Consider the following 16,529-nt stretch of genomic DNA (forward strand, 5'->3'; position numbering starts at 1 on the left):
AACAAATATTTAACGCTTAGAACAAAGGTTGTACAGGTGGGTTGTAGTCGTGGTTTTCAGTGACTTTATGCAATGAGGCAATATTGTCTTCGGTCACATGGCCTGCGGCGATTTCGCGCAATGCCAGAACCGTGTCTTTATCTTTGCCGCGTGGCATAAATTCGGTGGCGCCGTGGCTCAGTTGACGGGCGCGAGTGCCTGCCAATAAGACAAGTTTAAAGCGATTTTCTACGTGTTCCAGACAATCTTCGATGGTTACGCGTGCCATTTTTTTTCCTGAAGGTTAACGGGTATTAAACCCGAAAGGGTTGAAAAAGTGATTGGAGGGCAACCATTATAAGGATAACGGCGGCTTTAAACCACATCGTATTGACAATACAGGATAATTTTTGTTGCTGCTGGCAGTAATAAAATTGCTGCTGGCAGCAATTTTATTACTGCCAGCCTTTTTTTGCGGGTTTGGGATTAGCCGCGAGATTTTAAGATGGCAACGGCAGGCAGTTCTTTGCCTTCCAAAAACTCTAAGAAAGCGCCGCCGCCGGTTGATGTGTAGGAGACCTCATCGTTGATGCCGTATTTGTCAATGGCTGCCAAGGTGTCGCCGCCGCCTGCGATAGAGAAGGCTGGGCTTTGCGCAATGGCTTTTGACAATGATTCGGTACCGTTACCGAACTGGTCAATTTCAAACACACCGACAGGGCCATTCCAAACAATCGTCCCGGCAGATTTTAAGATTTCTGCGTAATGCTTGGCTGTATCGGGGCCAATGTCCAAAATCAAATCGTCTTCGGCAACGTCTGCCACTTGTTTGACTGTGGCTTCGGCTGTTTCGGAAAATTCTTTTGCACAAACCACATCCGTTGGGATAGGAATGTCTGCGCCCACGGCTTTAGCTTCGGCGATCAGGCGCAAGGCTTCTTCGATCAGGTCAGGTTCGTACAAGGATTTGCCGACCGGAAAGCCCATTGCCGCAATAAAGGTGTTAGCAATGCCGCCGCCGACGATCAGTTGGTCCACTTTTTCTGACAAGGATTTCAATACCGTCAGTTTGGTCGAAACTTTAGAGCCGCCAACGATGGCAACCAGTGGTTTGGTTGGGGTTTCCAAGGCTTTGCCCAAGGCATCCAATTCGCTCGCTAACAACGGGCCAGCGCAGGCAATCGGCGCAAATTTGGCGACGCTGTGGGTTGACGCTTGGGCGCGGTGTGCGGTGCCGAAGGCATCCATCACGAACACGTCGCACAAGGCCGCCATTTTTTCACCTAAGGCATCGCTGTTTTTTTCTTCGCCCACGTTAAAGCGCACGTTTTCGCACAGCACCACTTCGCCTGCCGCGATTTCAATGCCGTCTAGCCAGTCTTTTTGCAAACGAACAGGCTTGCCCAACAATTCTGCCAAACGCTCGGCAACCGGTTTTAATGAGGATTCTTCATCGTAATGGCCTTCTTCTGGACGGCCTAAGTGGGAAAGCACCATGACCGCAGCGCCTTTTTCCAAAGCCAATTCAATCGTGGGTACGCTGGCTTGGATACGGATGTCGCTGGTGACTTTGCCGTTTTTGACCGGTACGTTCAGGTCTTGGCGAATCAACACGCGTTTGCCAGCCAAATCCAAATCCGCCATTCTTTTAATCGACATATTCAATTCTCTCTGCTTGTTAAAATTAAAGGGTTAGTCTTGTTTCCATTTGATGGAGCAACCTATGCTCTGGGTCTGCTGTGTTGGGCCTTGCCCCGTTTCAGCGACTTGCTTCATGGCTAGCAATAATTCGCGTATTGTATCAGCTGGGGCGGCTTCCTTGCGACTGGCGTCCAAACGCCCCCGGTATTGCAATTCAAAATGGGTGTTATAGCCGAAAAAATCAGGCGTGCAGACGGCGCCGTAAGCTTTGGCGATGGATTGCGATTCATCGAGCAAATACGGGAACGGGTAGGCGAATTGTTCGGCGCATGTTGTCGAAAGAGTCTTCGGGGTAGCTGATGAAATCATTGGACATAATGGCGACCGATTCGATGCCGACGTTTTTTAATGCCAGAACGTCGCTGACGATCCGTTCGCGGATGGCAATGACATAAGGGCAATGGTTGCAGATGAACATAACCAACAAGCCGTTTGCGCCCATGCATTGTTGCAAAGACCAATGCCTGCCGTCGATGCCCGGCAAATTGAAATCGGGTGCTTTTTTGCCAAATTCGCAGACGGGTGGTTGCAGGGCTGCCATGGTCAAGTCCTTATCGTTTTTCTGGTTGGGCGGATAAAAACCATACTGTACAACAAAATTTGTCGGGATTGCGTTAATTGCGGAAGGCAAACCTATCATTTATGGGTTGTTTTTTTTACCAAGCAGGACAGGTGCTGACTCTAACGGTATTTGTAATGCTTGTTGTTGTGATTCATGAGAAAATGGGCTTTTTTCCCCAGCCTTTTACAGAGATTATGAAAATCGGCATTCTTTCCCGCAATCCAAAACTTTATTCGACAGCCAGGCTGGTTGAGGCGGCTCAAGCCCGTGGTCATGACGTGCGGGTGTTAGATGTTCTGCGTTGTTATATGAACATTACCTCGCACAGCCCTTCCATCCATTACCGTGGCGAAGATTTAACCGAGTTTGATGCGGTCATCCCTCGCATTGGTGCATCGGTAACGTTCTATGGCACCGCGGTGCTGCGCCAGTTTGAGATGATGAATGTGTTTCCGCTGAATGAGTCGGTGGCCATTTCCCGCTCGCGCGACAAATTGCGTTCCATACAGCTGTTGGCGCGCAAAGGAATTGGCTTGCCTGTCACGGGGTTCGCCAACAATCCTGACGACATTGCCGATTTGATTGCCCAGGTGGGTGGCGCACCATTGGTGATTAAGTTGCTGCAAGGCACGCAAGGCATTGGTGTGGTGTTGGCGGAAACGCATAATGCCGCTGAGAGTGTTATCCAGGCCTTTATGGGCTTAAATGCCAATATTATGGTTCAGGAATTTATCAAGGAAGCGGGCGGCAGCGATATTCGCTGTTTTGTTATCGGCGACAAGGTTGTGGCGGCTATGAAACGCCAAGGGGCAGAGGGTGAATTCCGCTCTAATTTGCATCGCGGCGGAACAGCTTCGTTAGTCAAGCTAACGCCAGAAGAGCGCTCGACCGCTGTTAGGGCCGCCAAAATTATGGGTCTGAATGTTTGTGGTGTTGATATGCTGCGGTCTAACCACGGCCCGGTGATTATGGAGGTGAATTCTTCACCCGGCTTAAAAGGCATTGAAACCGCTAGCGAAAAAGATATTGCCGATTTGATTATCCAATTTATCGAAAAACGCTTTGAGACTTTGGAAGCGTCTAAAGACAAATCGTTGACCCGTACACGCGGCAAAGGTTAACAATTGCTTTCGGGGCGGGTGCGACGGAACAGTGTCTTGTCAGCCCCGAAAGAGATTGCCGTTAAGTTGCTGTCAAACCCGTCCGTATTGATCGCCGTAACGGACAATATCATCCTCACCCAAATACGTGCCGGATTGCACTTCGACAATTTCCAGTGGTATGACGCCCGGATTTTCCAAGCAATGCACGGTGCCTAAGGGAATGTAGATCGACTCATTTTCAAACAACAGGGTTTTTTCGTCATTTCTGGTTACTAAGGCGGTGCCTTTGACAACGACCCAATGTTCGGCGCGGTGGTGGTGCTTTTGTAAAGACAGCTTCGCCCCCGGATCGACGACAATCCGCTTGGTTTGGTGGCGGTCGCCGGTGTCTACCGAATCATAATGCCCCCACGGCCGGTAGACTTTTTGATGGATGTTGACTTCATCGCGGTTGGCTTTGCTTAACTTCCCGACCAATTCCTTCACATCTTGCACGCTGTCTTTGCTGGCAATCATCAGCGCATCTTTCGTTTCCACAATAATGACGTTGTCCAGACCAATAACGGTGACCAGTTTATGTTCGGCATGGATCAGTGAGTTTTGGGTATTGATGGTAATGACATCGCCGTGAATGGCATTGCCTTGCCGGTCTTTTTCCCGCACTTCCCACAATGCCGACCAAGAGCCGACATCGTTCCAGCCCGCGTCTAATGGGATAACCACGGCTTTGTCGGTTTTTTCCATGACTGCATAGTCAATCGAGTCGGACGGGCATTTTGAAAAAATCTCCTTGTCGACGCGGACAAAATCCATGTCCACTTTGGCTGAGGCAATGGCCTGACGGCAGCAGCTGAGCATGTCGGGATTGAATTTTTCCAGCTCTTCAAGAAAACTGCCCGCCGTGAAGGCAAACATGCCGCTGTTCCAAAGGTATTCGCCTGATTCTAAATAATGCTTAGCTGTTGCCAAATCTGGCTTTTCGACAAATGAAGCGACTTGGTAGGCGCTGTGTCCGGTGGCTTTTCCTTGCTTAATGTAGCCATAGCCGGTTTCTGGGCAATGGGGTACGATGCCAAAGGTGACTAATAAGCCTTGTAGGGCAAGTTGCTCGGCTTTGACAATGGCTGATTGGAAGGCACTGGTGTCGCTGATGACATGATCGGCTGCCAAAATTAGCAGGACTTCATCGGGAGAGGAGGCTGATAAGGCCGCCATAGCCACTGCAGGGGCGGTGTTTTTCCCCATGGGTTCAAGGATGATTGCCGAAGGGATGGCGTCAATTTCATGCAGCTGCTTTGCCATTAAAAAGCGATGTGCTTCATTGCAGATGGCAATCGGCGCTTTCATGCCGGGTACTGATTGGATTCTCAGCACAGTTTCTTGCACCATGGTGAAGTCAGAAACCAGGGGCAAAAACTGTTTGGGGTATTGGCTGCGCGATAAAGGCCATAACCGTGTGCCGGAACCGCCGGATAAGATAACAGGAATCATGGGGCGCTGCTCCTTTAGGGGGGGTGATGATAAAGGCAAATTGTAATGAGCTAATCGGACAATAGTGTTAATCGTACGGCAATTGAGCCATTTATGCTAATTTAAACAGGTTATTAAAGTTGTCGCTGGATTGTTTTGCCACTTCCGTAAGGCTCTCACCACGTAAATTGGCGATGCATTCGGCGACATGGCACACATAAGTGGGGTAGTTGGGCTTGCCTCGATGCGGGACGGGGGCTAGGTACGGTGAATCAGTTTCAATCAAATAGCGCTCGGCAGGCACTTTCTGCGCCACCTCTTTAATGCTTTTGGCGTTGTTGAAGGTGACAATGCCTGAAAACGAGATGTAAAAGTTAAGGTCCAACGCTTGTTGGGCAAATGCCCAGTCTTCGGTAAAGCAATGGATGATGCCGCCTACTTCTGCCGCGCCTTCTTCTGCCAAGATACGCAAGGTGTCGGCTTGGGCGTCGCGGGTGTGGATAATGAGCGGCTTGCCCAAAGTTTTGGCAGCGTGGATGTGGTTTCGGAAGCGTTGCTGTTGCCAGCTTAAATCGCCTTCGCTACGGAAATAATCTAAGCCTGTCTCGCCAATTGCCAAAACTTTGGTGTCGGCACCTAAGGCGGTGAGTTCATCGGTGCTAGGGTCTTTGCCGTCTTGCACGTTTGGGTGTACGCCCACGCTGAGGTATATGTCGGGATAAGGCGCGACCAAATCTTGCATGGCTGGATAGGCTTCCATGTCGATGGCGATGCACAGCATGCGGTCAATTTGTTGGTCTTTGGCAGCTTCTACAAAGTTGGCGAAACTGTTTTGGTACGGCGCAAGGTCGATGCGGTCAAGGTGGCAATGCGAGTCGATGAACATAGTTTTGGGTTACATGGTGTGGGTGCTGCGCTCGGAGCCGAGTGCGCCGGCCAGATAATTTTCAATTTTGGCGCGTACGATGTTGCCGTTTTGGTCGGTAAATTGGATGCCAATTCCCGCGGCCCGGTAGTTTTCCGACCGTGGTGGCGTTTTCCAGACCACTTTGCCGGCAATGGGGAAGCGTTCGGTTTCTTCCATTAAACCCAGCAAAATAAAGACTTCTTGTCCCATTTCATAGTCACGGTTAGTGGGTATAAATAAGCCGCCACCGTTAATAAAGGGCATGTAAGCGGCATAAAGTGCGTTTTTATCTTTGATGTTGAGCGACAAGATGCCTTGTCTAGGTGTTGGGTCTGACATGTTGGGTGCTTCTGTTGATGGCTAGCCAGTGAATTAAAATCTCTTCAAACATGAGTTGTTTGTTGATGGTGGTATCGAGTAATTGATAGCGATCCAATATTAAGTCGTAATGTTTGAATACGTTGTTCAATTCTAACCGTTGTGCCAGTACTTGCAAGGCTTGTTGCAAATCGACGTTTTGTAATTGCTTGTCTTCGGCTTGGTAATGGCATTTGGCTAAGTCATTTAGCCACGAAAGAAGCCATGCCAATAATTGCGCATCCGGCAGTTTTTGCCAGTTTTCGGCAACGTGAGTTGGTGATAGTTGCCGGTTGCTGACGGCTAACCAAGCTTGGAAGCAGTCTTGGCGTTGCTTGAATTGCTGCCCGTCACAATAGGCTAGCGCGTTAATCGGTGCGCCTTGCGCCAGTTGCAGGGCTAAAGTGGCTTGGCTTTGTGGGTTTTGTGTTGCTAACCAAGCGAGGGTATCGGCTTTGGGTGGTGTACTGACGGCAAATTGTTGGCAACGGCTGGCAATGGTGGCGGGTAGTTTGGCAGGGCGTTCGCTTATCAACAAAATGACACTGCGTTCAGCGGGTTCTTCCAAGCATTTTAAAAAGGCATTTTGCGCCTTTAAGTTCATTTGCTCGGCAAGGTTAATGATGATGACGCGGTATTGCGGATATTGCGGCTTTAGGCTTAATTCGCCAATCAGGTGGCGGATGGCATCTACGTTGATAGCTTTGCCGGGTTCTTCGGGGTTAAGTTTGTAAAAATCCGGATGGGTGTCCGCTTGGAAAAGCTGGCAAGGTTTACAGTTGCCGCACGCCAAATGGTCAGTTTGTGGCGAGGCACAGAGGAGCGAGGCGGCAAATTGTCGGGCAAGCAGGTGTTTGCCAAGGCCGTTGCGCCCATGGATAAGTAAGGCTTGCGGTATTCGTGCTTGGGTGTGGTATTGGCAAAGCCGTTTCCAGTCGTGCTGCTGCCAACTGTGTAAGTCGGTCATTTGAATAACGGCATTAAGGCTTCAATAATGGCATCCTGCACGTCCGACAAGGGATTGTTGGCGTGGACGACTTTAATGCGTTCAGGGTAGGCTTCTGCCAGAGCCAAATACCCGCTTCTGACGCGCTCAAAAAAACTCAGTTCCTCGGATTCGAAACGGTCGGTGACGATACGTTTTTGCGCCCGTTTCATACCTATTTCGACGGGCGCGTCTAACAAAATGGTCAAATCCGGCCTTAATTTGCCTTGGACGAAGTTTTCCAGCCATTCGATATTGGCTGTTTTCATGTTGCGTCCACCGCCTTGATAGGCATAGGTGGCGTCGGTAAAGCGGTCACATAAGACCCAGTTGCCTTTCGCTAAAGCGGGTTGGATCACGTGTTTGATGTGCTGTGCCCGTGCGGCAAACATCAGCAGTAATTCGGATTTTTTGGAGATGGCTTCGCTGTCGGGGTCTAACAGCAAATGCCGCAGATGTTCTGCCAGTTGGGTGCCGCCAGGTTCGCGGGTGACGGTGACGGGAATTTTACGCTGTTCCAAAACTTCTTTTAAAAAGATCAGATTGGTCGATTTGCCTACGCCTTCGCAGCCTTCTAAGGTGATAAATTTTCCTAAACTCATGGTTGTTTTCTTTGGTAAAGGTTGACGGCTTGGTTGTGGGCTTCTAGGGTTGAGGAAAATACATGCGTGCCGTCACCCTTGGCAACAAAGTACAAATTGGTGCTATTGTCGGGGTGCAGTGCAGCATGGATGGCTGCTTGCCCCGGCATGGCGATGGGGGTGGGCGGCAAGCCTTTAGTTTGGTAGGTATTGTAAGCGGTCGGCGTAATTAAATCTTCATGGCTGATATTGCCGTGGTAGTTTGCACCCATGCCGTAGATGACGGTTGGGTCGGTCTGTAGCAGCATATCGGTTTGCAGGCGCCTGCTAAAAACACCGGCAATTTGTGGTCTTTCGCTAGCGACACCGGTTTCTTTTTCGATGATCGAAGCAAGGATTAAGGCTTCATACGCCGATTTGACCGGCAAGCTATCAGCTTTTTTCTGCCATTCTTGAGCCAGCACTTGTTGCATTTTTTCATAGGCCATTTTTAATATGGCGCTATCGCTGGTATGTTTGCTGAAATAATAGGTGTCAGGAAAAAACAGGCCTTCCGGGTGCGTGTATGGGCTGTTTTGTTGATTCAGCCATTGTTGCCAGGTGGACGTATCCGAGTTTTTGCTAAGGTTGTGTTCAATATTAGGGTTTTTCTGCAATTCATCAAGAAATTGCTGGAAGCTCCAGCCTTCAGGAAAAGTGATGGCATGTTTTTTGGTTTTGCCTTGGGCGAACAGCAATAGTATTTGTGGCATAGTCATGCCAGCACTTAGGTCGTATTCACCCGCCTTGAGTTTCAGATAAGTTTTTTGCTGGAAGGCAATCAGCTTAAACCACAGAGGCGTTATATTGACGTGTTGTTCGGTAAGCTTATCAGTAATGCGTTTGAAGGAATCGCCTTTGTTGATTTCAATGGTGACGATGGTGTTGCCGACCACAGGCGTTTGTTGGGCGGTTACAAAGCTAAGCCAGGCTGTGGCGCAGCCAAATAGCATGCAGATGACTGTCAGTGAAAATATTTGTTTAGCCCGCATGGCTGGTTTCCTGGATCTGTTTCGCCAGAGCTGTTTGCAATTGTCGAGTTATCGGGCCGATTCCAAAAGCTTGCCCTTCAATATCGACCACAGGCCAGATGCCGATAATGGAGTTGCAGACCAGTATCTCATCGGCAGCCAGCAATTCATGGGGTGTGAAAAATTTTTCGATGACCATAACGCCTAATTGTTGGGCATAGTTGATGAGGCATTGTCGGATAATGCCTGCAATGCCGCTATAAGTTAAGCAAGCAGTATAGAAGGTGTTGTCTTTTACGTAGAACAAATTGCTCATTGTGCCTTCAATGACATGTCCATTGAGGTCGAGCATGATGCCTTCTTGAATGGTGTTATCTTGCCATTCTGCTCTCGCCAATACTTGTTCAAGCCGGTTTAAATGCTTCATGCCGGCTAGAGTGGGGTTAAGTCCCAGATGGTGTTGACAAAAACGGGTACGAATACCTTGCTGGTTAAAGTTTTCTGGGTAATTGGGGTAAGGATGTAGGCTGATAATGCGTGTTGTAGTTATCGTTTCGGGTTGACGGTAGCCGCGACCGCCTGTTCCTCGTGTAATGATGATTTTGATGACACCATTACGATGGCTAAATTGGCTTGGAATTTGTTGGCACAAATAGGCAATTTCATCAATAAGCGTGTCCCGATTAGGCGTAGGTATGCCCAAGCGCTCGCAGCCGTTGTTTAATCGGGCGATATGTAGATCAAGAAAAAGGGGGGTGCAGTTAATGACGGCGAGGGTTTCAAATATCCCGTCGCCGTATTGAAGGCCTCGGTCGGCAATATCGATAGATGTTGCGCTTGCGCCATTGACCAAAAACATGGGCAGGGCGCTAGTTTATGCGTAGCGTTTGAAAACGAGCGAGCCGTTGGTGCCACCAAACCCAAAGGAGTTGGACATGGCAACGTTAATGGTCATATCCCGTGCAATATTGGGGATATAGTCGAGATCGCATTCAGGGTCTTGGTTTTCAAGATTGATGGTTGCTGGCGCGATTTGATTTTTAATGCTTAACGCCGTCAGTACTGCCTCGATTCCGCCTGCGGCGCCCAGCAAGTGACCAATCATAGATTTAGTAGAGCTGATGGCTACTTTATAGGCATGGTCACCCAAAGCGCTTTTCATTGCCTTGGTCTCGCCAAGATCGCCGGCAGGTGTAGATGTTCCGTGTGCATTAATGTAATCGACTTCTTCTGCATTGATGCCGGCATCACGCAAGGCATTTTTCATGCACCGCGCAGCACCTTCACCGCCTTCGGATGGGGTTGTGATGTGGTATGCGTCACCGCTCATGCCGAAACCGACCAGCTCTGCATAAATTTTTGCACCACGGGCTTTTGCATGCTCTAGTTCTTCGAGAACTACGACACCAGCTCCGTCACTTAATACAAAACCATCACGGTCTTTGTCCCAAGGGCGGCTGGCTGCTTGTGGGTCGTCGTTACGGCGGGATAAGGCCTTTGCTGACGCAAATCCACCCATCGCGGTAGGTGAGGTGGTGCATCGTTCTGCGCCGCCTGCCAACATGACATCGGCATCGCCGTGCATAATCAACCGGGCAGCATCACCAATGTTGTGTGTACCCGTTGCGCAAGCCGTAACAATAGAATAATTTGGGCCTTTCAATCCGTATTTTATGGATAAGTTGCCGGAAATCATGTTAATGATGTTGCCAGGCACAAAGAAAGGGGAGATGCGGCGTGGGCCACTTTTGTCGTAAAGTGCGTAACACTCTTCGATACCCGTAATGCCGCCAATGCCAGACCCGATAGCTACGCCGATACGCTCGGCGTTATCTTCGGTAACTTCAATGCCAGAATCTTCAAAGGCTTGGCATCCTGCAGCAATGCCGTAGTGGATAAAACCATCCATACGTTTGGCGTCTTTTTCAGCAATATACAGACTAATGTCTAAATTGCGGATAACGCCGCCAAAAGTGGTGGCAAAAGGAGAGATGTCAAAGGAATCTATCGGACTTATACCGCTTTTTCCATTGATGATACCGTCCCATGTTTCAGGAACTGTGTTTGCCAAAGGCGTGACAGCACCTAATCCAGTTATGACAACTCGACGTTTGCTCAATGTACTTTACCTAAGAAATGATGGCAGGGCGTTGACAAGTGGATGGTTTTATTTAATAAGCCATCCACTGATGTTCTGGCTTTATACGTTTTTTTCTACGTAGTCGATAGCTTGCTGAACAGTGGTGATTTTTTCAGCGGCTTCGTCTGGAATTTCACACTCGAACTCTTCTTCAAGTGCCATCACGAGTTCTACTGTATCAAGAGAATCAGCGCCAAGATCATCTACAAATGAAGCATCATTAGCGATTTCTTCCTTAACACCTAATTGCTCTGCGACAATCTTTTTTACTCGTTCTTCAATGTTACTCATAATTATTATCCTCAAACAATGCAAGTGTCTTTTTGTAACTTACAATGATATTGTTATTTGTTATTCTTGAAATCCCGTCTCCGGCAATTCCAGACGGTTCGGGAATTATACTTGATATTGCAACAATGTCACAATATTAAGGCATAAACATGCCACCGTTCACATGTAATGTTTCTCCGGTGATGTATGCTGCACCTTCGGAGGCTAAAAACGCTACGGCATGGGCAATTTCTTTGGCATCGCCTAGACGTGACAAAGGAATGGCGGACAATAGCGAGTCTTTGATCTCTTGGCTAAGTTCCTTGGTCATATCGGTGTCGATAAAGCCAGGCGCAACGGTATTGACGGTAATGTTGCGGGAACCCACTTCTTTGGCCATAGATTTTGTAAAGCCGATCATTCCTGCCTTAGCGGCGGCATAGTTGGTTTGTCCGGCGTTGCCAGTTGAGCCTACCACCGACGAAATATTGATGATGCGTCCGGTTCTAGCTTTCATCATGCCTTTCAGTACGGCTTTGCTCATGCGGAACACAGAGCTGAGATTGGTATTGATGATGTCATCCCATTCGTCGTCTTTCATCCGCATCAGCAGATTGTCGCGGGTGATGCCTGCGTTATTGACCAAAACAGCGGGTGTGCCATGTTCATCATTAATGGCTTTGATGGCGGTATCTATCGCTTGGGCGTCGGTGACATCCAGTTTGATGCCTTTGCCGTTTTCGCCAAGATAGCTGCTAATGGCGGATGCGCCGTTGTCGGTGGTGGCTGTCCCGATCACGAAAAAGCCGTCGGTTGCTAAGCGTTCGGCAATGGCTTTGCCGATGCCACGGCTGGCGCCGGTGACTAATGCGATGGCTTTGCTCATGCGAATTGCCCTGCTGCGTTCATAATGGTTTCTGGGTCGTACATCGTCAAATGTTCGGCGGTTTTGGCGATACGTTTATTCAAGCCAGATAAAACTTTGCCGGGGCCGCATTCAATAAAGCGTGAAACGCCTTGCGCGTGCAAGTAGGAAATGGTTTCCACCCAGCGCACTGGCAAATAAAGTTGTTCTTTAAGTGCGGTACGGATCGCTACTGGCGAGTGGTGCGAGGTGATGTCAGCGTTATGGATCAGCGTGATTTCTGGCGTGTTGACGTTGGTGCTTTGCAGGTATTGCTCAAGTTTGTCAGCGGCGGGCTTCATTAATGAGCAATGCGACGGTACGCTGACAGGAATGGGTACGGTCAGTTTGGCGCCTGCCGCTTTGGCGGCTTGCATGGCGCGTTGCACGGCGGCAGTGTTGCCAGCGATAACCACTTGCCCAACCGAGTTGAAGTTAACTGCGGAAACAATTTCCCCTTCAGCGGATTCTTGGCAGACTTTAATGACATCTTCGTCGCTCAGTCCGATAATGGCAGCCATTGCGCCTTGGCCTTGTGGTACGGCTTCTTGCATCAGGTGGCCGCGTGTTGATACCAATGATATGGCGTCTTCAAAGGCCAGTGCGCCGCTGCATACCAAGGCGGTGTATTCGCCTAGGCTATGGCCTGCCATCCATGCGGGGCGGACCTCACTGAGTTTGCACCAGATTTCCCAAACCGATACGCCAGCAGCCAGCATAATCGGTTGGGTGTTGTAAGTTTGGTTGAGTTCTTCGGGGTTGCCGTTAAGGATGGCCCATAAATCTTTGCCCAGCACATCAGATGCGCGCGCAAAGGTTTGTTTGACCTCAGGATAGCTGTCTGCCAGTTCGGTTAGCATACCGACAGATTGTGAGCCTTGTCCGGGGAATACAAAAGCAAGATCGTTTGATTGTTTGTTCATCTGATGGTTATTGTTATTTTTAGTATCGGATTAATGCAGAACCCCAAGTGAAGCCTGCGCCAAATGCTTCCAGCAATACAATTTGTCCACGTTGGATACGGTTGTCGCGAACGGCGGCGTTAAATGCCAGCAGGACGGATGCCGAAGAGGTGTTGCCTTGCGTTTCCAGGGTGACGACCACTTGTTCCATCGACATTTTTAATTTTTTTGCGGTCGCCGCTATGATGCGGATATTGGCTTGATGGGGGACCAGCCAGTCTATCTCGCTCAAATCCAAATTGTTGGCTTCCAAGGTTTCATCAACAATGCGGCCTAAGGTGTTGACGGCAACCTTAAAGACTTCGTTGCCTTGCATTTTGATGTAACCGCTTTCGTCTTTGTTGTCGGCGGTGGCTACTTGCGGATTTGGGCAGTAGAGCAGGTTGCCAAATTCGCCGTCAGAATGGATGTGGGTCGACAGTACGCCGCCTTCTTCGGCTGCGCTCAGCAAGAGCGCGCCTGCGCCATCACCAAAAAGAACGCAGGTGCTGCGGTCGGTCCAATCCACGATACGTGAACACAATTCTGCGCCGACAATTAGCACCGTATTGGCTGCGCCTGACTTGATATATTGGTCGGCAATATTTAAGGCAAAGATTGATCCTGAGCAGGCGGCCTGTACGTCAAAAGCCACACAGTTTTTAATACCTAAGCGTTGCTGTAACAGGCAGCCGGTGCTGGGATAAACGCGGTCAGGCGTACCCGTGGCGACGATAATCAGGTCAATGCTCTCTGCATCAATCTGTGCGGCATCGATGGCTTGTCGTGCTGCGGCTTCAGCCATGCTGGATGCGCTTTCGTTTTCGTTTGCAATATGGCGGCTTTTGATGCCTGTCCGTTCAAAAATCCAGCTGTCGGACGTGTCGACGGTTTGTGAAATTTCGTCATTCGTCAGTATTTTTTCCGGCAGATAGCCGCCTGTGCCGATGATGCGTGCGTAGCGGCTCATGCGCTTTCCCTCATTGCCAAGGATTTTTCAACTTGTTCACTGATTTTTTTTATGATGTCTTTTTTCGCTTCCAGTTCGGCGAGCTTTATGGCGGTTTTGAAGGCTAGGCGGTCTGCGCCGCCGTGGCTTTTAATGACCAGACCCCGTAAGCCTAAAAAGCTGGCGCCATTGTAACGGCGCGGATCAATCCGTTCTTTGAATAGTTTGAGTACTGGGTAGGCGATTAGTCCTGCCAGTTTGGTGAGCAGGTTTTTGCTAAAGGCTTCTTTTAAGCCGCCGCCGATCATTTTGGCTGCGCCTTCAATGGATTTTAGGGCGATATTGCCGACAAAGCCGTCGACAACAATTAAATCAACGGCAATTTTGCCTGCGTTGATGGAGTCACCCTCGACATAGCCAATGTAGTTGAGTGACGAGTTTTCCAGTAGTTTGGCAGCCGCTTTGACTTGTTCGTTGCCTTTGACGTCTTCTTCGCCAATGTTGAGCAAGCCGATTCTTGGGTTCTCGATATTGTCTACCGCTTTAACCAATTCATTGCCCATGACGGCAAATTCGAACAGATGCTCTGCAGTGCAGTCGACATTGGCGCCCAAGTCCAAAACATGGGTGTGTCCAAAGGTGGAGGGTAGGGTGGATATGATGGCGGGGCGGTCAATGCCAGGGATCATTTTTAACACAAACCGTGCAGTTGCCATCAGTGCGCCTGTGTTTCCGGCGCTTACGCAAGCATCTGCTTGTCCGTCGCGCACCAAGTTGATGGCGACGCGCATGGAAGAATCTTTTTTGTTTTTTAGTGCTTTTGAGGGTGACTCATCCATGGCTACGCATTGTGATGCGTGGTGGATGCTGAGACGACCTGCATAGTCGTTTAGGGCTTGTGCCAGTTGAGGCTTAAGCACCGCCTCGTCACCCACTAAGATCAGGTGCAATTCTGGATTGTTTTGTAAACAATCCAGCGAGGCTGGAATGGTGACTTTAGGGCCGTGATCGCCGCCCATTGCATCAATGGAAATAGTAAGACTCACGTTGACCAATGACTCCGCTTTTATTGCAATAAGCCGGCCCATTTAGGCACGGAAACGATAAAGGATTTAGTCTTCTTCAACGACAAACCCGACGATTTGACGGCCTTTGAAGTAGCCATCGGGTGTCATGTGGTGGCGCAAATGAGTTTCGCCGGTGATCGGGTCGTTAGTCAAAGTTTTGGCGGTTAATGCGTCGTGTGAACGGCGTTGTCCGCGTCTTGAGCGCGTGACTTTACTTTTTTGTACAGCCATTAGAGGTCTCCGGTGTTTTTTAAGTTAGCTAAGATGGAAAATGGGTTTTCACGTGCTGGCGCAGCGCTGGTTTCTTGCTCGTCAGCCTTATATTTCTGCTTGGTTTTAACAAAGCAAGCTTGCTGGTGCTTAGGGTAGGTCGGCAATATCAGCAATAATTCGTCTTCAATGATGTCTTTAGCCAAGACTTTCTCGCCTGTAACCATTAAAGGTTCGTAGCCTTCAGGCAGGCGGTCAGCTTGATCGATAGTGGTGACAATGCCAAGTTTAACGGCAATGTCAACAGGTAGCTCAACGGCTTCAAGGCAATTTTGGCAGGTGAGTTGAAGCGTGCCTTTCAACGTTCCTTCTGCTCTTGGATACCGGCCTTCCCGCCTAAAAAAAAGCTCAACGGAAATCTCCCCAGCATCGTTCTCAAGAAAATCTTTCAAGCGATTCAGGCTATTGATGGGGATTTGACCTTTCAGGATACCTTGCTTGTCAGCAAGCTGGATAGGGTCTATGTATTCCGGCAATCGATCTAACATAACCCGCTATAATATATTGAAAGCATAGGCACGTCAAACAAACATGAATGCTTTCTTAGGTTTATGGTATCTGCACAGGTGGCTGGCGTTACCATTGGCAGAAGGTGTTGTTAGCCCGCGCACCATTTTTGCCGCAGCATTTCCCGATTCAATGCCAGCCATTGGATCGCGACAATGGGAATGGCAGATTCGATGGTGCCGTTGTAAATCATTTGGTAAGCGTCGGGGAAGCCCACAACTTTAACCTGAATATCTTCATCTTCTTCGGCTAGGCCGTGGATGCCACTGATTTTTCGGCTGTCCACTTTGCCGCAGAACAAGGTGATTTTTTCGGTTGAACAACCTGGTGTTGTGAAAAACTCATTAATATATAAAAGCTCTTCAATTTCGCAGCCCGCTTCTTCTTGCGATTCGCGGTACGCCACCTCTTCCGCCGTTTCGCCCGCTTCTATCGCGCCAGCAACAATTTCCACCAGCCAAGCGCGGTCGGGTTGAAGCATGGCGCCAATACGGAACTGCTCGATGAGGACAACAGCATCGGCATCCGGATCATAAAGCAGCACGCCAACACAAAAGCCACGGTAAAAAATCTCCCGGCTGATGGTTTTGCTCCAGCCACCCGCAAACAAAGTATGGCGGAGGCGAAATTTTTCCATACGGAAAAAACCTTGGTAAACCGGTTCTTTATCGATGATCTGAAAGGTTTTTTCGGTCATTTGGGATTTGTTTGCTTTGATATTGGAACGTATTTGAACCTAACAAAAACGCCGGACACCAGTTAAGGAAAATTTGCATCCTTATCCGTGTCCGGCGTGTCTCAATAAAAGCCTATAAGGCGATGGAAG

Annotated in this window: 21 protein-coding genes; 1 reads left to right on the forward strand and 20 read right to left on the reverse strand. The window is 49.2% G+C overall.

The features are described 5' to 3' along the window. Nucleotides 1–16: 16 nt before the first annotated feature. The 4 genes from rpoZ to ACYQ1O_RS04800 all read right to left on the reverse strand — a co-directional run bounded on the left by rpoZ (nt 17) and on the right by ACYQ1O_RS04800 (nt 2,221). Entirely contained in the window at nt 17–268 is a 252-nt protein-coding gene (gene rpoZ / locus ACYQ1O_RS04785; RefSeq protein WP_459990487.1) for a DNA-directed RNA polymerase subunit omega, read from the reverse strand. A 197-nt stretch (nt 269–465) separates the two neighbouring features. Beyond that, nucleotides 466–1,638, reverse strand: coding sequence for a phosphoglycerate kinase (locus tag ACYQ1O_RS04790; RefSeq protein WP_459990488.1), 1,173 nt, complete (start codon nt 1,636–1,638; stop codon nt 466–468). A 33-nt stretch (nt 1,639–1,671) separates the two neighbouring features. Next, nucleotides 1,672–1,917 (reverse strand): thioredoxin domain-containing protein, encoded by a 246-nt coding sequence (locus ACYQ1O_RS04795; RefSeq protein WP_459990489.1) that lies wholly within the window; start codon nt 1,915–1,917, stop codon nt 1,672–1,674. Continuing rightward, complete coding sequence (locus ACYQ1O_RS04800; RefSeq protein WP_459990490.1) at nt 1,907–2,221, reverse strand: redoxin domain-containing protein; 315 nt, start codon at nt 2,219–2,221, stop codon at nt 1,907–1,909. The genes ACYQ1O_RS04795 and ACYQ1O_RS04800 overlap by 11 nt, the downstream gene beginning before the upstream one ends. A gap of 215 nt (nt 2,222–2,436) precedes the next feature. On the opposite strand from ACYQ1O_RS04800, the gene rimK reads away from it, so the two are divergent. Then, a complete protein-coding gene (gene rimK, locus ACYQ1O_RS04805; RefSeq protein WP_459990640.1) occupies nt 2,437–3,363 on the forward strand; it encodes a 30S ribosomal protein S6--L-glutamate ligase in 927 nt (308 codons plus the stop codon). A 72-nt stretch (nt 3,364–3,435) separates the two neighbouring features. Here the strand turns inward: rimK and ACYQ1O_RS04810 are convergent, their stop codons facing one another. The 16 genes from ACYQ1O_RS04810 to ACYQ1O_RS04885 all read right to left on the reverse strand — a co-directional run bounded on the left by ACYQ1O_RS04810 (nt 3,436) and on the right by ACYQ1O_RS04885 (nt 16,400). Continuing rightward, a complete protein-coding gene (locus tag ACYQ1O_RS04810) occupies nt 3,436–4,836 on the reverse strand; it encodes a mannose-1-phosphate guanylyltransferase/mannose-6-phosphate isomerase (RefSeq protein ID WP_459990491.1) in 1,401 nt (466 codons plus the stop codon). Nucleotides 4,837–4,927: 91 nt separating this feature from the next. Continuing rightward, entirely contained in the window at nt 4,928–5,701 is a 774-nt protein-coding gene (locus ACYQ1O_RS04815) for a TatD family hydrolase (protein ID WP_459990492.1), read from the reverse strand. Between the two features lie 9 nt (nt 5,702–5,710). Then, complete coding sequence (locus ACYQ1O_RS04820; RefSeq protein WP_459990493.1) at nt 5,711–6,061, reverse strand: PilZ domain-containing protein; 351 nt, start codon at nt 6,059–6,061, stop codon at nt 5,711–5,713. After that, a complete protein-coding gene (locus tag ACYQ1O_RS04825) occupies nt 6,042–7,046 on the reverse strand; it encodes a DNA polymerase III subunit delta' (protein WP_459990494.1) in 1,005 nt (334 codons plus the stop codon). Before ACYQ1O_RS04825 ends, ACYQ1O_RS04820 begins: the two co-directional genes overlap by 20 nt. Continuing rightward, on the reverse strand, nt 7,043–7,666 hold the full coding sequence (tmk, locus tag ACYQ1O_RS04830) for a dTMP kinase (protein ID WP_459990495.1): 624 nt from the start codon (nt 7,664–7,666) through the stop codon (nt 7,043–7,045). The genes ACYQ1O_RS04825 and tmk overlap by 4 nt, the downstream gene beginning before the upstream one ends. Beyond that, nucleotides 7,663–8,676 (reverse strand): endolytic transglycosylase MltG, encoded by a 1,014-nt coding sequence (gene mltG / locus ACYQ1O_RS04835; RefSeq protein WP_459990496.1) that lies wholly within the window; start codon nt 8,674–8,676, stop codon nt 7,663–7,665. Before mltG ends, tmk begins: the two co-directional genes overlap by 4 nt. Beyond that, on the reverse strand, nt 8,666–9,514 hold the full coding sequence (gene pabC, locus ACYQ1O_RS04840; RefSeq protein WP_459990497.1) for an aminodeoxychorismate lyase: 849 nt from the start codon (nt 9,512–9,514) through the stop codon (nt 8,666–8,668). Before pabC ends, mltG begins: the two co-directional genes overlap by 11 nt. A 15-nt stretch (nt 9,515–9,529) precedes the next feature. Further along, the gene (fabF, locus tag ACYQ1O_RS04845) at nt 9,530–10,774 is read right to left on the reverse strand and encodes a beta-ketoacyl-ACP synthase II (RefSeq protein ID WP_459990498.1); all 1,245 of its coding nucleotides are present in this window, start codon (nt 10,772–10,774) and stop codon (nt 9,530–9,532) included. Between the two features lie 81 nt (nt 10,775–10,855). Continuing rightward, nucleotides 10,856–11,086, reverse strand: a complete 231-nt coding sequence (gene acpP / locus ACYQ1O_RS04850; RefSeq protein WP_459990499.1) for an acyl carrier protein — start codon at nt 11,084–11,086, stop codon at nt 10,856–10,858. A 136-nt stretch (nt 11,087–11,222) separates the two neighbouring features. Beyond that, entirely contained in the window at nt 11,223–11,951 is a 729-nt protein-coding gene (gene fabG, locus ACYQ1O_RS04855) for a 3-oxoacyl-ACP reductase FabG (RefSeq protein ID WP_459990500.1), read from the reverse strand. Next, nucleotides 11,948–12,892 carry an ACP S-malonyltransferase gene (gene fabD, locus ACYQ1O_RS04860; protein ID WP_459990501.1) on the reverse strand — a complete coding sequence of 315 codons (945 nt, stop codon included), beginning with the start codon at nt 12,890–12,892 and terminating at the stop codon, nt 11,948–11,950. Before fabD ends, fabG begins: the two co-directional genes overlap by 4 nt. Nucleotides 12,893–12,911: 19 nt before the next feature. Further along, nucleotides 12,912–13,880 (reverse strand): beta-ketoacyl-ACP synthase III, encoded by a 969-nt coding sequence (locus ACYQ1O_RS04865; protein WP_459990502.1) that lies wholly within the window; start codon nt 13,878–13,880, stop codon nt 12,912–12,914. Further along, entirely contained in the window at nt 13,877–14,905 is a 1,029-nt protein-coding gene (gene plsX, locus ACYQ1O_RS04870; RefSeq protein WP_459990503.1) for a phosphate acyltransferase PlsX, read from the reverse strand. The genes ACYQ1O_RS04865 and plsX overlap by 4 nt, the downstream gene beginning before the upstream one ends. 66 nt (nt 14,906–14,971) lie before the next feature. Continuing rightward, a complete protein-coding gene (gene rpmF, locus ACYQ1O_RS04875; protein ID WP_459990504.1) occupies nt 14,972–15,157 on the reverse strand; it encodes a 50S ribosomal protein L32 in 186 nt (61 codons plus the stop codon). After that, nucleotides 15,157–15,684: a YceD family protein gene (locus tag ACYQ1O_RS04880; RefSeq protein ID WP_459990505.1), complete on the reverse strand. Its 528-nt coding sequence runs from the start codon at nt 15,682–15,684 to the stop codon at nt 15,157–15,159. Before ACYQ1O_RS04880 ends, rpmF begins: the two co-directional genes overlap by 1 nt. Before the next feature lie 110 nt (nt 15,685–15,794). Beyond that, nucleotides 15,795–16,400: an NUDIX domain-containing protein gene (locus ACYQ1O_RS04885; protein WP_459990506.1), complete on the reverse strand. Its 606-nt coding sequence runs from the start codon at nt 16,398–16,400 to the stop codon at nt 15,795–15,797. Between the last annotated feature and the right edge of the window lie 129 nt (nt 16,401–16,529).

Source organism: Methylosoma difficile, from assembly GCF_054657615.1.